We start from the raw sequence: 13,609 nt of genomic DNA on the forward strand, positions 1-13,609 counted from the left end.
CCGAACGGCGGTTCCGGCACGCGCTATTTCGTCGGTGATTTCGACGGCCGTCAATTCACCGCCACGCAGCCGGCGCGCTGGCTGGATGCCGGCACCGATTTCTACGCCGGGGTGAGCTTCGCCGATGCGCCGGGCGGCAAACCGCTGTTGCTGGCCTGGATGAGCAACTGGCAATACGCCCAGAAAACCCCGACCTCGCCCTGGCGCAGCGCCATGACCCTGCCGCGTGAACTGCGTCTGGTGCCGCATGCCGGCGGCTACCGGGTGCATCAGCGCATCGCCGCCGATTTCGACGGCATGGATTCGCTGCAGTACCGCGCCGTGAAACCGGCGCTGCCGTTCGAACGCGGCGGTCTGGATCTGGGCCGCGCCGATATCCGCTTCAATGCCGCCGAAGCCCGCGATCTGGAGATCGAGCTGGCCAACGCCGACGGCGAGGTGTTCCGGATGATGCAGAAGGACGGCCGGTGGTGGACCGACCGCAGCCGCTCCGGGCAAACCGCGTTCAGTCCGGCCTTCGCCGCCAAACCGCAGGCCATGGACATGGACGGCGAGCCGGTGCGCGACGTGCGGCTGCTGGTCGACCGCGGTTCGGTCGAAATCCTGCTCAATGACGGCGCGTATTCGATGACCAACCAGGTATTCCCGCGCCTGCCGTACAGCATCCTGCGCATCCGTTCCGCGGCCGGCACGCGCCTGTCGTATCTGCGCATCGACGCCGTCGCATCCATCTGGAAATAAATGCAGTAAGCGGACTTAGCCGGCCAGAAACCAGCCGGTAATCGCCAGCCGGTCGGCCCCGGCCCAGGGCGTCACCAGACTGACCGTGTGCGACTGCGGCACGCGGAACAGCGACAGCGTATTCCAGTACGGCACGAAGGTCTCCACCAAGCGATCGGCATCATCGTGGAACTGCAGCAGGCCGCCCCAGTCGCTGTCCCAGTTTTTGCTCAGGTTGATAACGAATGCGCACACCCGGTTCTCGCTGTCCTCGCGGTCCTGGTGCCGGGTCAGGAACTGGCCGGGGCGGTAACGCGTGCCCTGCGCGCTGACCCGGCTGATGGTCGGCTCGCCGCTCAGCCGGCGCGCGAACATCAGGAACTCGGGCGCGTTCAGGAACTCCAGCACGGCGTGCAGCAGGTTCGGCGTCCAGCCCTCTTTCATCGCGCGTACGATCATGTAGCTGTCGTAGGAAAACTGGAATTCGGATTTGGCACGCACATACGCCTTGTGCAGCAAGGCCTGTCGGGCAGACTCATCCATGGCCGCATAGCTTGCGGCATCCAGGGTATGCGACACGCCGTCGGAGCGCTCGGCCAGGGCGAAGGGGATGTCGTCACGCAGACAGGCATGCAGGGCTTCGGCGGCATCGGGCTGCAGGAAATCGGGAATCTGCACGCGTGTGTGCTGCACCAGCCGCTGCCGGTAGCGGTTCAGATCGATGGCGTTGTTGATCATGGCTCAGTACCCGGCAGCCTGCCCGTCTTTGCGGCTTTCGCTGGCGCCGATGTACATGCCGGTTTCCGGATCGCGGGCGATGGCCTGGTAGCCGCCGTAAGGACCGTCGGCGTATTCGATGCGATGGCCCTTGCGCATCAGCGCCTGCACGCTGGCGTACGGGAACTGCGATTCCAGATTGACGGTTCCGCCGTCGCTCATCGGCGTGTTCTGGCCGGCCGGTTCGGTCGAGCCGTCGTGCTGGATGCGCGGCGCATCACCGGCTTCCTGCAGGTTCATGCCGAAGTCGACCAGATTCATCACGATCTGCACATGGCCCTGCGGCTGCATGGCGCCGCCCATCAGTCCGAAGCTGATCCAGGGCCGGTCGTTCTTGGTGATGAAGGCCGGAATGATGGTGTGGAACGGACGCTTGTTGGGCGCGAAACTGTTGGCGTGGCCGGGCTTGAGCACGAACTGCTCGCCGCGGTCCTGCAGGATGAAGCCCAGCCCGGGCGGCGCCATGCCCGAACCCATGCCGCGGTAATTGGACTGGATCAGACTGACCATCATGCCGTCGGCATCGGCGGTGGTCATGTAGATGGTGTCGCCGTGCTGCAGTTTGGCGCCGGCATCCACGGCCTTCATCGCCTTGGCCGGATCGATCAGGCGCGCACGCTCGCGGGCGTAGTCCTTCGACAGCAGCCGGGTCAGCGGGGTTTTCGCGAAGTCCGGATCGGCATACAGCGCGGCGCGGTCGGCGAAGGCCAGCTTCTTGGCTTCCACGAACGCATGGATGTGTTCCGGCGAGCCGAAGGCGATCTTGGAGAAATCGGTGAGCTCGAGGATATTGAGCATCTGCAGCGCGGCCAGACCCTGCCCGTTCGGCGGCAGCTCCCACACGCGCACGCCGCGGTAGGTGGTGGAAATCGGCTCGACCCACTCGCCGCGGTGATTGGCCAGATCCTCGACCGACAGGAAGCCGCCTTGGCCTTGGATGTAATCGGCGATGGTTTTGGCGATCGGGCCTTTATAGAACGCATCGGCGCCGCCGTCAGCAATGGCCTGCAGGGTGTTGGCCAGATTCGGATTTTTCCAGACCTGGCCTTTCACCGGCGCTTTGCCGTTAACGGTGAACTGCTCGGTGAAGCCGGGGTATTGGCCGAGGCGCGGCACGGCGATGTTCCAGTAATAGGCGATGGTTTCGGCCACCGGGTGGCCCTCACGCGCGTAGCGGATGGCCGGCGCCAGATCCTGCGCCAGCGGCTGCTTGCCGAACCGGGCATGCAGATCGGACCAGCCGCGCACGGTGCCCGGCACGGTCACCGGCAACGGGCCGTAACTCGGAATGTCTTTATAGCCCTTGGCCTGGAACCATTCCAGCGTGAGTTTGCCGGGCGAGCGCCCGGAGCCGTTGTAGCCGTAGAGCTGTTTGGTTTTCGGATCCCAGACGATGGCGAACAGATCGCCGCCGACACCGTTGCCGGTCGGCTCCATCAGGCCGAGCGCGGCATTGGCGGCGATGGCGGCATCGACCGCGCTGCCGCCCTGTTTCATCACGTCCAGCGCGATCTGGGTGGCCAGCGGGTGCGAAGTGGCGGCCATCGCGTGCGGCGCGTACACTTCCGAGCGGGTGGCGAAGGATTTCGAGGCGATGCGGTCGCCGGCGGCGGCCGGCACGGCCAGTGCCGCGACGAACATCCCCAGTACAAGTGATTTTTGGCACAATGTCATAACAACTCCGGTGGTGGCCATGGCCCAGATCAATCCGATTTTCAGCGTTCCGTTCGCCTTCGACCGATTGGATGATTGTGCCAGTTTAAATCAGGCCCTGCGCGAATTGTTCCTGCGCCGCGAAGCCCAGGGCCCGCGCTTCGCCAATCCCAATCCGTACACGCCGCGCAACAAGGAGCTGTTCGAAAGCAATTTCGACCTGTTCAGCTGGCCGGAAGCCTGCATCGCCGAGCTGCGCGAATTCTGCCTGTCGCGCATCGCGCAGACCGTGGCCGAGCTCAACCGCTACGATGCGGCGCGCATGGCGCGCCTGCAGATCGTCACCGATGCCTGGTTCCATGTCACCCGCCGCGGCGGTTTCTTCGGCGTGCACAACCATCCGATGGCCTCCTGGTCGGCGGTGTACTGCGTCAGCGCCGGCGAACACGATGCCGATCAGCCCGATTCGGGCCGGCTCAGCTTCATCAACCCGCTGGCGCAGATGTATCTGGATGCCGGAAACGCCCAGCAGATTTCGCCGTTCCAGCTCGGCAACCACGCCTTCGACCTGCAGCCGGGCATGCTGGTGATCTTCCCGTCCTGGGTGCAGCATCAGGTTATGCCGTTTTACGGCGAGGGCGAGCGCATCACCGTGGCCATGAACTGCGCGATGCATTTCCGCTGAGTCATGAGCGCGGCCTGGCATCTGTATCTGCTGGAATGCCGCAGCGCCGGCGGCACCAGCCTGTATGCCGGCATCACCACCGATCTGGACCGGCGCTACGCCGAGCACGCGGCCGGCACCGGCGCCCGCTATACACGCGCGCACCCGCCGATCCGCCTGTTGGCCGCGCGCGCGTATCCGGACCGCTCCAGTGCCTCCAAAGCCGAGGCGGCCCTGAAAAAACTGCCGCGCGCCCGCAAGCCGGCGTTTTTCAGTCCGTGAAACCGGCACGGATGTGCAGTACACTCCGAATCACGCCCGCACCGACCGCCGCCCGATGACCGACACCGCCGTCCGCACCCTCGATAAGCAACGCGCCGAATTCAAACGCAACCGGTTTCTGGCCATGCCCCTGGCCGGCCTGCTGGTGTGGACCCTGCTGCTGATTCCCGGCTGGCTGCTGCCGTTGCCGCAGGCCATGCTGGCCCTGTTCATCGGCACCGGCTGCATCGCCTATGTCGGCATGGCGCTGTCGAAACTCACCGGCGAGGATTTCCTCGACAAGACCCGACCGAAGAATGATTTCCAGGCCCTGTTCTTCCACGGCATGGCTCAGGCCGTGCTGGTGTATGCCATCGTGATTCCGCTGGCCATCCTCGAGCCGCGCGCCGCGCCGATGGGCGTCGGCATTCTCGCCGGGCTGATGTGGATTCCGTTTTCCTGGATTGTGCAGCATCCGATCGGCTGGTGGCATGCCGGCGTGCGTACCGTGCTCATCTGCGCCTCGTGGTTTGTTTGGCCGGATGCGCAATACGTAGTGGTGCCGCTGATCGTGATCGGCTGCTATCTGTTCACCATTCCGGTGCTGGAAGCGCGTTGGCGCCGGGCAAACGCCGCGCATGGCTGAAGCGGCAACACACCGGTTACTCCTCGCCGGCACAGTGCTGGTGCTGGCGCTGTTGCTGTGGTCCGGCATCCAGCCCTTTGACCGCGCCACCTGGATCATGGAAACCCTGCCGGCCATGATCGTGCTGCCCTTGCTGTGGGCCACGCGCCGCCGCTTTCCGCTCACGCCGCTTCTCTACGCCCTGGTTTTCCTGCACTGCGCGGTGCTGATCGTCGGCGGCGCCTACACCTATGCCCGGGTGCCGGCCGGATTCGCGGTTCAGGACTGGTTCGATCTGGCGCGCAATCCGTATGACAAACTCGGCCACTTCATGCAGGGTTTCGTGCCGGCACTGGCGGCACGCGAGTTGTTCATCCGCCTGCGCGTGGTCAACGGCAACCTCTGGCTGTCCGTTCTGTCGGTGTGCGTGGTGATGACGGTCAGTGCCCTGTACGAATTGCTCGAATGGGCCGCGGCGCTGGCCATGGGCCAAGGCGCCGATGAATTCCTCGGCACCCAGGGCGATGTCTGGGATACGCAGTCCGATATGTTCTTCGCCTTGATCGGCGCCATCACCGCACTGGTGGTATTGCGTCGCCGGCACAACCGCCAGCTGCGCACGCTGGCCAACGCTTCGGGAGATCCGCATGGCCTTCAATGATCTGTTGATCGATAAAAACCTGGACATCGCGGTCATCCAGAACCGTTTGAACGTGGCCGGCCTGGCGCTGACCGCGCTGTTCTTCTCCGGCAGTTTTTCCATCGCCCTGCATGCGCTCAACAACCGCGGCGGCGCCGATTTCCGGGTCGAGTTCGCACAGGTCGAAGGTCCGCTGGTGCTGGGCGTGCTGTTCGGCATCGCGGCCATCTGCGGCCTGCTGCTGTGCCAGCAGCTGTCGCGCCCCAGCCATCACTGGTTCACCTCCTCGCGCTGGTGGTTCGCGGTGTCCAACATCTGGCTGTACTTCACCCTGTCGCAGGCGATGAGCGCCGGGCTGTCGGAAATGATTTCCGGCATCTCGATGTTCCATCCGCTGGTCAGCCAGTCGATGGCGGTACTGGCCACGCCGTTGTGGTGGCTGCTGCTGTTCATCGCACCGATCCATCTGATCAAGCGCGCCCGCGATGTGTTCGATGCCGCCGAAGCGCGCATGCTGGGCGTGGTGTACACGGTCTCGGTGCTGATCATTCTGGCGCTGAACGCGGAAGTGTTCCTGGTGCGCGGCGCCGAACGCTTCAGTATCGGCAGCTTCCTGTACAACTTCGCCCTGCAGATCGTGCAGCCGATGACCTGGCCGAATCCCTGGCAGCCGATGTAAGCCCTGCGCGCGGCGGGCATCTTGATTTAATGCGCCGAATCGCCTACGGTGATGGCAGAGAGAGCTGCACCATAATCACAACAACAACGTGAACACCATCCGATGTCATTGCCTTCCGCCGTGCCGATCCGTCTTTTGTTGCTTGTCATCCTGACAGCCGTCCTGCCTTCGTTTAGCGCGGCCGCAAACGGAAAAGCCCTGTATGCGCCGTGCAGCGCCTGTCATGCCCCCAATGGCGGCGGCAACCGTGCGCTCGGCGCTCCGAATATCGCCGGCCTGGATGCCGGCTATGTGGCCAAACAGCTGGAGGATTTCAGTGCCGGCCGGCGCGGCGCGCACAAATCCGACACCTATGGCGCGCAGATGAAGGCCGCCGCCGCTACCCTGAAAACACCGGCCGACCGTCAGGCCGTGGCGATGTTTGTGGCCGGGCTGGCACGGACCACCCCGCCGCCGGCGCCGAAAACCGCCGCCAACATGGGCAACGGCAAAACCCAGTTCAATGCCCTGTGCAGCGCCTGCCACAATGCCAGCGGCAAAGGCAATCCTGCGCTGGGCGCGCCGCGTCTGGCCGGCACCGATCCGGTCTACCTGGCCCGTCAACTGCGCAATTTCCGCAGCGGGGTGCGCGGCACGCATCCGGCCGACAAAATGGGCAAACAGATGGCGGCAATCAGCAAGATGCTGCCGAACGATGACGCCGAGCGCGATGTCATCGCCTACATCCAGACCTTGAAGCCCTGATATGCCGCAGGTGCTGACCGGCCTCGTTTTCGCGCTCCTGCTGGTTTCATCCGGCAATGCCGCTGAAAGCCCTGCGCCGATCCGCCTGGCCACGCATTGCCCGCCCAGCTTCGCGCTGGACGCCGGCGTCTGCCGTCTGGTCACGCCCTACCGGCAATATGCCTCCCTGCAGAATGCCGGCGTCGGCGGCCTGAAAACCGGACTGCCGAAATTCCGCGACGGCTTCCGTCCGCAGCAGATCGATCTGGGCCGTTACCTGTTCTTTGATCCCGTGCTGTCCGGCAACGGCCGCATGGCCTGCGCCAGCTGCCATCAGCCCGAAAAGGGCTTTTCCGACGGCCTGCCGCGCAGCCGCGGCATCGATGGCAAACCGCTGCAACGGGCCGCGCCCAGCCTGTGGAATGTCGGCCTGCTCGGCCGGTTTTTCTGGGACGGCCGCGCGCGTTCGCTGGAAGAACAGATGCAAGGGCCGCTGTACGATGCGCGTGAAATGGGCAATACCCGCGAGGGTCTGCTGCGGCGCATGAACGCACTGCCCGCCTACCGGCGCCTGTTCGCCGAGGCCTTCCCGGGCCAAGCCGGCGGCATCCAGGCGGCGCAGATCTACACCGCCCTGGCCGCCTTCGAGTCCAGTCTGATTTCGCTCAACAGCCGCTATGATCTCTACGCCCAGGGCCTGCACGATGCGCTCACGCCGCGCGAGATCGAAGGCATGAACGTGTTCCGCTCGTTCGTGGCGCGCTGCGCCGAATGCCATACGCCGCCGCTGTTCACCAACCAGCAAATCGCGGTCATCGGCATGCCGGAACCCAAAGGCCTGGCTTTCGATGCCGGTGCCGGTCCGGTCAGCGGCGAGCCGACCCTGCGCGGCGGATTCAAGGTGCCGAGCCTGCGCAACATCGCCCTGACCGCGCCCTACAGTCACAGCGGCGGCTTTGCCGATCTGCGCAGCACCGTGCAGTTCTACACCCAGGGGCGCGGCCACGCCGTGCCGCCCGGCGAGAAGCTGACCCTGCACTGGCACATCTGGGAACCGAAACTGAGCGCGCGCGAGGTCGACCGCGTGGTCGATTTCCTCGGTGCGCTGACCGACCAGTCGTTCCGTCCGGAACGGCCCACGCGCCTGCCGTCTTCGGGCGCACCACCGGCGGAACACGCCAAATGATTCCATCCACTTTTCCCCGCGGGAGCATCCCATGAAAAAAATCCTATTGGCCCTCGGCGCGCTGGCCGCATCCGCCGGTCTCGGTTATTTCGGCGCGCGTCAGTTCGCCGCCGACGGCACGCCGGCGGCCGCCGCGAGCTCGGAAAGCAGCCTGAGCGCGGCCGCCGGACGCGCCAGCAATGACGGCGGTGCGGCACTGCGCACCGCAGCCCAGACGGGCGCCGTGCTGGTAGTCAAGGACGGCGAGTCGATCCAGGCCGCGGTCGGCAAGGCCAAGCCCGGCGACACCATCCAGGTGATGCCCGGCACCTACCGGGAAACCGTGTTCATCGACAAGGACAACATCGCCATCGTCGGCGTGATCAAGGACGGCGACTGGCCGGTGATGGACGGCGAGCGCAAGCTCAACGACGCCATCCTGTATTCCGGCAACGGCATCCGCATCGAGAACATGAAGATCATCCACTTCAAGGGCAATGCCATCATGGGCCAGTCCGGCAACAATTTCGTGATCCGGCACAACTGGATCGTGGACACCGGCGTGTACGGCATCTTCCCGGAATTCGCCAAGAACGGCCTGATCGAATACAACGTGGTCACCGGCATCGAGGACGCCGCCATCTACGTCGGCATGTCCGACAACATCCAGGTCTCGCACAATGAAGTCTACGCCAGCGTGGCCGGCATCGAGATCGAAAACAGCCGGCATGCCATCGTCGAGAACAACATGGTGTACGACAATGCCGGCGGCATCCTGACCTTCATCACCCCGGGCCTGCCGATCAAGACCACTTTCGACGTGATCATCCGCGACAACTTCGTGGTCGGCAACAACCACAAGAACTTCGGCGCGCCCGGCTCGATCGTGTCCGGCGTGCCCAGTGGCACCGGCATCATCGTGATGGCGGCCGATGACGTGCAGATCGAGAACAACGTGATCCGCGACAACAAGAACGCCGGCATCATCGTGGCCGACCACAAATCCTTCGCCAACATCACCATCGATCCGGAAGCCGACCCCAGTCCGGACCGGGTCTCGATCTACCGCAACCTGTTCGCCAACAACGGCTACGATCCGATTTCCGACGTCAAGGCGCTGATGGCGCTGAACCTGACCCGTAAGGGCCCGGATGTGGTCGCGGTCGGCGACGGTCGTGAAAACTGCATCGTCAACCGCGGCGCGGTGAAAACCCTGAATCTGGGCAGCTGGGGCGACTGCACGAAGACCACCAGCATGGAAACCGTCAGCTACCTGCTGGCCACGCCCGTTCCGCCGCGTGCCAACGGTCCGGCCGAACAGGCCGAAGCCGGCAAGCGCCTGTATTCGGCGGTCTGCGCCGGCTGCCACGCCTACAACGCGCGCATGATCGGTCCACCGACCCAGATCCTGCAGGTGATGTACGCCGACAACCCGCAGGGCATTGCCGATTACATCGCCAACCCGGTCAAGAAGCGCGAAGATTTCCCGGCCATGCCGCCGCAGAGCCACCTGAGTCCGGAACACCGGCTGGCGGTCGCCAAATACATGCTGGAAGTGAAGAACTGACCCCGCGCCAACAACCTTAATCACACCGTCAATAATAAAACCATCAAGGGAGAGCACACATGGCCGTTAGCAAAAACCGCATGCCACACCGGAACCCGCTGTACCTGTCGCTACTGCTGGCATTCGCCGCCACCGGCGCCAGCGCGCAGGACGCCGCCGCACCGCCCGCCGATGAGGCCGGCGTCCTCGACAAGGTCGTGGTGACCGCGCAGGGCCGCGAACAGGAGCTCAAGGACGTGCCGATCGCGGTCACCGTCATCGACGCCGATGTCATCGATCAGCTGGCGGCCACCAATCTCGGCGATCTGGACGGCTTCATTCCCGGCCTGGAAATGTCCAGCAGCAGCATCACCCAGCCGCGCTATGCCATCCGCGGCATCAGCACCGGCGACTTCGGCGTCGGCACCGATTCGGCGGCCGGCGTCTACATCGACGGCGTGTACGCCGCCCGTTCCGGCGGCGCCATGCTGGCGTTCAACGACATCGAGCGCATCGAAGTGCTGAAAGGCCCGCAGGGCACCCTGTTCGGCCGCAACACCGCCGCCGGCGCGGTGTCCATCATCACCCGCAAGCCGGGCAAGGAATCGGAAGGCCAGGCCAGCATCCGCGTCGGCAGCGACGGACTGCTCGGTCTTTACGGCCTGTACAACCTGCCGGTCACCGACAGCAGCGCGCTGCGGGTCAGCTTCGCTTCCAACGAAAGCGATGGCTGGCTGAAGGACGATGCCACCGGAAAAATGCTGAACAATGAAAGCAACTGGGCGACAAAGATTGCCTGGCGCACCAGCTTCGGCAACGGCACCGTGCTTGATCTGAGCTGGGACCACGAAGAAGTGGACCAGCTGGCACGGCCGGTCATCGGCATCGTGCCGCTGAACCCGTATCCGTATCCGGCGCCCTATCCGGCCGATCCGGACACCTATCTCGACCCGTTCACCGCACCGGTCTACAACGACGTGGTCGGCAACAGCGAATCGCGCGTGTTCAATGGCGTCACCCTGCAGCTGTACCACGGTTTCGAATGGGCCAGCATGACCTACAGCGCGGCCTTCCGCGGTTTCGACACGGTCAACCGCGAAGACGAAGACGGCACCAACCGCATCAATCTGTATCTGGATACCGCCAACGTCGAGGACAACAGCAGCTATTACCAGGAAATCAAATTCAACGGCGTCACCGGTGCCGTCGATTGGGTGGCCGGCGCCAGCTGGTATTCGGAGAACGCCAAGCAGTCGAGCTATGTCAACGCCTATACCGACTCGATCGATACCCTGTACTACAACCTGATCGGCTTCCCGCTGTTCACGGTGCTGGAGCAGACTTTGATCGGCTACGGCGTGCCGGCCTCGGTGCTGGGCGAGACCTGGTCGGAACCCATGCACAACACCGGCGACTTCAGGGCGGCCGCGGTGTTCGGCGATGCCATCTGGCACGTCAATGACCGCCTGAACCTGACCTTCGGCCTGCGCTATACCCGCGACGAGAAGACCTTCAGCTGGTTCAATGGGCCGCGCGAAGCACCGGGTCTGGACCAGACCCTGGCCTTCCTGGCCTCGCCGCTGGCCGGCAACTTCCTGCAACTGTTCTACGCCCAGCTCGACACGATCGATCCGCAGCTGAAATACCTGTACACCAGCGACGTGATCTTCAACTACGCCGCCTTCCCGGGCGTGGAAGGCCAGAAGATCACCAAGAAAAAAAGCTGGAGCGACATCAGCCCGCGCCTGGTGGTCGATTACCGCCTGAATGACGAGGTCATGCTCTGGGGCTCGTACACCAACGGCTACAAGGCAGGCGGCTTCAACAGCGTCGAGATCAATTCGCAGTTCGAGAACGAAGACGTCGACAATCTGGAAATCGGCATGAAGGGCTCCTGGGACGATCTGGGCCTGAGCGTGAACACATCGGTGTTCCATTACGTGTACAACGACAAGCAGTCGATCCGGCTCGACACCAACAATTCCACCGGCGTTCCGCAGTACCTGGTCGACAGCAGCGACGAGGAAGCCCTGGGCTGGGACCTGCAGGTGCTCTGGCAGGCCACCGACGGCCTCGGCCTGATGTTCAGCAGCCAGTACATCGACCAGACCTACAAGAAATACATCACCTCCGACGGCGATGATCTGTCCGGCCAGCCGACCGGTCTGCCGGTCTGGTCGTTCGCGGCCGGCGGCCGTTACGTCTGGAATTTCGGCGATGCCTCGAAACTGGAGCTCAGCCTGATGCACTCCTACCGGGACGGCAGCCGCTGCAACTCGGCCTCGCAGAGCCAGGGCACCTGCCAGGTCAGCCCGAACTTCACCGTCGGCGAAGACCAGAACAAGACCGATGCCCGCCTGCAATGGAGTGCGCCGGAAGACCGTTGGTCGGCCGGGGTGTACGTGAAGAACCTGTTCGACAACCAGTACATCGGCGGCGTCGGCGGACTGACCCGCGATGTGTTCGGCACCACGCACACCACGCTGAGCGAGCCGCGCCAGTACGGGGTCGAATTCCGCGTCAAATTCTGAGCCACCATGCACTGACGAAAAACCCCGCTTCGGCGGGGTTTTTTGTCACACAATGGAATGCGCCGATCAGCGGATCAGGCCGCTCTTGCGCAGTCCATCGGCATTGGCCTTCAGGATTTCGCGGATGGCCGCCTGACTGCTCTGCGGATTGAAGCTCTGGCTCTTCGAAGACCACACCAGCTTGGCGGTGGCGACGTCGAACACGCGGGTGTCGGCCTGGGCGATCACCTTGTTGGTCTTGGTGATCGACTCGCCTTCATAGGCGGCTTTCCAGCCGTTGTCCCAGTAGCCGTACAGGCCGGTATCGGCCTGCTGGCGGTAGACGCCGGCGGCTTTGTAATCCAGCTGCGGGGTCAGGCCGTCGAAGTGCAGCACCAGCACATAATCGATGGCGTTGCGCTTGAGCTGGAAACGGGTCGCTTCCGAGTCGGTCAGCATTTCGCGCTCGGGCAAGACGTCCACACCCAGCACCGCGCCGGGCACCAGCGCGGCCATTTCGGTTTCCACTTCGCGGCGTTTGGCGGCGTCCTTGTCCTGGAACACCACCAGCACTTTCTTGCCGGGCGTCAGGGTCACCGAGGGATCGGACCAGCTCGATTGCAGCTGGGTGCCTTTGGTCGGGCCGGAGGAGGCGCAGGCGGCCAGGGTCAGGGCCGAAGCCAAGAGCAGAATGCCGGGGAGACGCATGGGAAGTTCCTGATTCATGGGGGATTCGGCCCATTATAGCGCCAAGCCCGCTGCCGGCGTCGGCCCCGGGGACACAAGCCCGGCGGGCCGTCCTGTTATAATTTAGAGTCTTTACTCACCGGCTCGGCCATGTCTTCGACCTCCCCGCTCTCTCCCGGCATCGACCGGGACTATACCCTCGACCACAAATACAGCCGCCAGCAGGGCCGCATTTACCTGTCCGGCGTGCAGGCGTTGGTGCGCCTGCCGCTGATGCAGCAGATGCGCGACCGCGCCGCCGGGGTCAACAGCGCCGGCTTCATCTCCGGCTACCGCGGCTCGCCGCTGGGCGGCTTCGATCTGGAACTGTGGAAAGCGAAAAAGCATCTGGCCGATTCCAACATCGTGTTCACGCCCGGCTTGAACGAGGACCTGGGCGCGACCATGGTCTGGGGCACGCAGCAAACTAATTTGTTTGAAGGCGCCAAGTACGACGGCGTGTTTTCCATGTGGTACGGCAAGGGCCCGGGCGTGGACCGCTGCGGTGACGTGTTCAAGCACGGCAATGCCGCCGGCACCTCGCCGCTGGGCGGCGTGCTGGCGCTGGCCGCCGACGACCATGCCTGCCGCAGCTCGACCCTGCCGCACGGTTCGGAACTGGAGTTCGTGTCGGCGATGATGCCGGTGCTGAATCCGGCCGGCGTGCAGGACATTCTCGACATGGGTCTGCTCGGCTGGGCCATGAGCCGCTTCACCGGACGCTGGGTCGGTTTCAAGACCATCGCCGAAACCGTGGAGTCCTCGGCTTCGGTCAATGTCGATCCGCACCAGCTCGACATCATCATTCCCGACGACTTCGCGCTGCCCGCCGGCGGCCTGAACATCCGCTGGCCGGATCCGCCGCTGGATCAGGAAATGCGCCTGCACCAATACGCCGTGGCCGCGGCGCAGGCCTTTGC

General features: G+C 64.2%; 13 protein-coding genes and 1 pseudogene. 11 read left to right on the forward strand and 3 right to left on the reverse strand.

The window, feature by feature from the left end:
- Positions 1–741 (forward strand): GH32 C-terminal domain-containing protein (locus Q0W88_RS08180; RefSeq protein WP_297801999.1); only part of this gene is annotated, 741 nt, incomplete at its 5' end.
- Positions 742–756: 15 nt separating this feature from the next.
- Here Q0W88_RS08180 and Q0W88_RS08185 read toward each other — a convergent pair.
- Together Q0W88_RS08185 and ggt are read right to left on the reverse strand one after the other, a co-directional pair.
- Entirely contained in the window at positions 757–1,458 is a 702-nt protein-coding gene (locus tag Q0W88_RS08185; RefSeq protein ID WP_297802001.1) for a 2OG-Fe(II) oxygenase family protein, read from the reverse strand.
- A 3-nt stretch (positions 1,459–1,461) separates the two neighbouring features.
- Entirely contained in the window at positions 1,462–3,165 is a 1,704-nt protein-coding gene (gene ggt / locus Q0W88_RS08190; protein ID WP_297802023.1) for a gamma-glutamyltransferase, read from the reverse strand.
- A gap of 25 nt (positions 3,166–3,190) precedes the next feature.
- Between ggt and Q0W88_RS08195 the strand changes: the two genes are divergently transcribed.
- From Q0W88_RS08195 to Q0W88_RS08235, 9 genes are all read left to right on the forward strand, one after another.
- Positions 3,191–3,835 carry a putative 2OG-Fe(II) oxygenase gene (locus tag Q0W88_RS08195; protein WP_297802003.1) on the forward strand — a complete coding sequence of 215 codons (645 nt, stop codon included), beginning with the start codon at positions 3,191–3,193 and terminating at the stop codon, positions 3,833–3,835.
- A 3-nt stretch (positions 3,836–3,838) separates the two neighbouring features.
- Positions 3,839–4,096 carry a GIY-YIG nuclease family protein gene (locus tag Q0W88_RS08200; RefSeq protein WP_297802005.1) on the forward strand — a complete coding sequence of 86 codons (258 nt, stop codon included), beginning with the start codon at positions 3,839–3,841 and terminating at the stop codon, positions 4,094–4,096.
- 13 nt (positions 4,097–4,109) lie between these two features.
- Positions 4,110–4,721, forward strand: a complete 612-nt coding sequence (locus tag Q0W88_RS08205; RefSeq protein WP_297802007.1) for a hypothetical protein — start codon at positions 4,110–4,112, stop codon at positions 4,719–4,721.
- Positions 4,714–5,361: a DUF2238 domain-containing protein gene (locus tag Q0W88_RS08210; protein WP_297802009.1), complete on the forward strand. Its 648-nt coding sequence runs from the start codon at positions 4,714–4,716 to the stop codon at positions 5,359–5,361. Before Q0W88_RS08205 ends, Q0W88_RS08210 begins: the two co-directional genes overlap by 8 nt.
- Positions 5,348–6,019 (forward strand): hypothetical protein, encoded by a 672-nt coding sequence (locus Q0W88_RS08215; RefSeq protein ID WP_297802011.1) that lies wholly within the window; start codon positions 5,348–5,350, stop codon positions 6,017–6,019. The genes Q0W88_RS08210 and Q0W88_RS08215 overlap by 14 nt, the downstream gene beginning before the upstream one ends.
- A 102-nt stretch (positions 6,020–6,121) precedes the next feature.
- The gene (locus Q0W88_RS08220; protein WP_297802013.1) at positions 6,122–6,763 is read left to right on the forward strand and encodes a c-type cytochrome; all 642 of its coding nucleotides are present in this window, start codon (positions 6,122–6,124) and stop codon (positions 6,761–6,763) included.
- 1 nt (position 6,764) lies between these two features.
- The gene (locus Q0W88_RS08225) at positions 6,765–7,928 is read left to right on the forward strand and encodes a cytochrome c peroxidase (RefSeq protein ID WP_297802015.1); all 1,164 of its coding nucleotides are present in this window, start codon (positions 6,765–6,767) and stop codon (positions 7,926–7,928) included.
- Positions 7,929–7,959: 31 nt separating this feature from the next.
- The gene (locus Q0W88_RS08230) at positions 7,960–9,474 is read left to right on the forward strand and encodes a parallel beta-helix domain-containing protein (RefSeq protein ID WP_297802017.1); all 1,515 of its coding nucleotides are present in this window, start codon (positions 7,960–7,962) and stop codon (positions 9,472–9,474) included.
- Positions 9,475–9,533: 59 nt separating this feature from the next.
- The gene (locus Q0W88_RS08235; protein ID WP_297802019.1) at positions 9,534–11,984 is read left to right on the forward strand and encodes a TonB-dependent receptor; all 2,451 of its coding nucleotides are present in this window, start codon (positions 9,534–9,536) and stop codon (positions 11,982–11,984) included.
- Between the two features lie 66 nt (positions 11,985–12,050).
- Here Q0W88_RS08235 and Q0W88_RS08240 read toward each other — a convergent pair whose 3' ends face one another.
- Positions 12,051–12,671 (reverse strand): hypothetical protein, encoded by a 621-nt coding sequence (locus tag Q0W88_RS08240; protein ID WP_297802021.1) that lies wholly within the window; start codon positions 12,669–12,671, stop codon positions 12,051–12,053.
- Positions 12,672–12,800: 129 nt separating this feature from the next.
- On the opposite strand from Q0W88_RS08240, the pseudogene Q0W88_RS08245 reads away from it, so the two are divergent.
- Positions 12,801–13,609: pseudogene (locus Q0W88_RS08245) on the forward strand (indolepyruvate ferredoxin oxidoreductase family protein); the annotation flags it as partial.

The organism is Arenimonas sp. GDDSR-1, from assembly GCF_025980345.1.
In the GTDB taxonomy this organism is placed as follows: domain Bacteria; phylum Pseudomonadota; class Gammaproteobacteria; order Xanthomonadales; family Xanthomonadaceae; genus Arenimonas.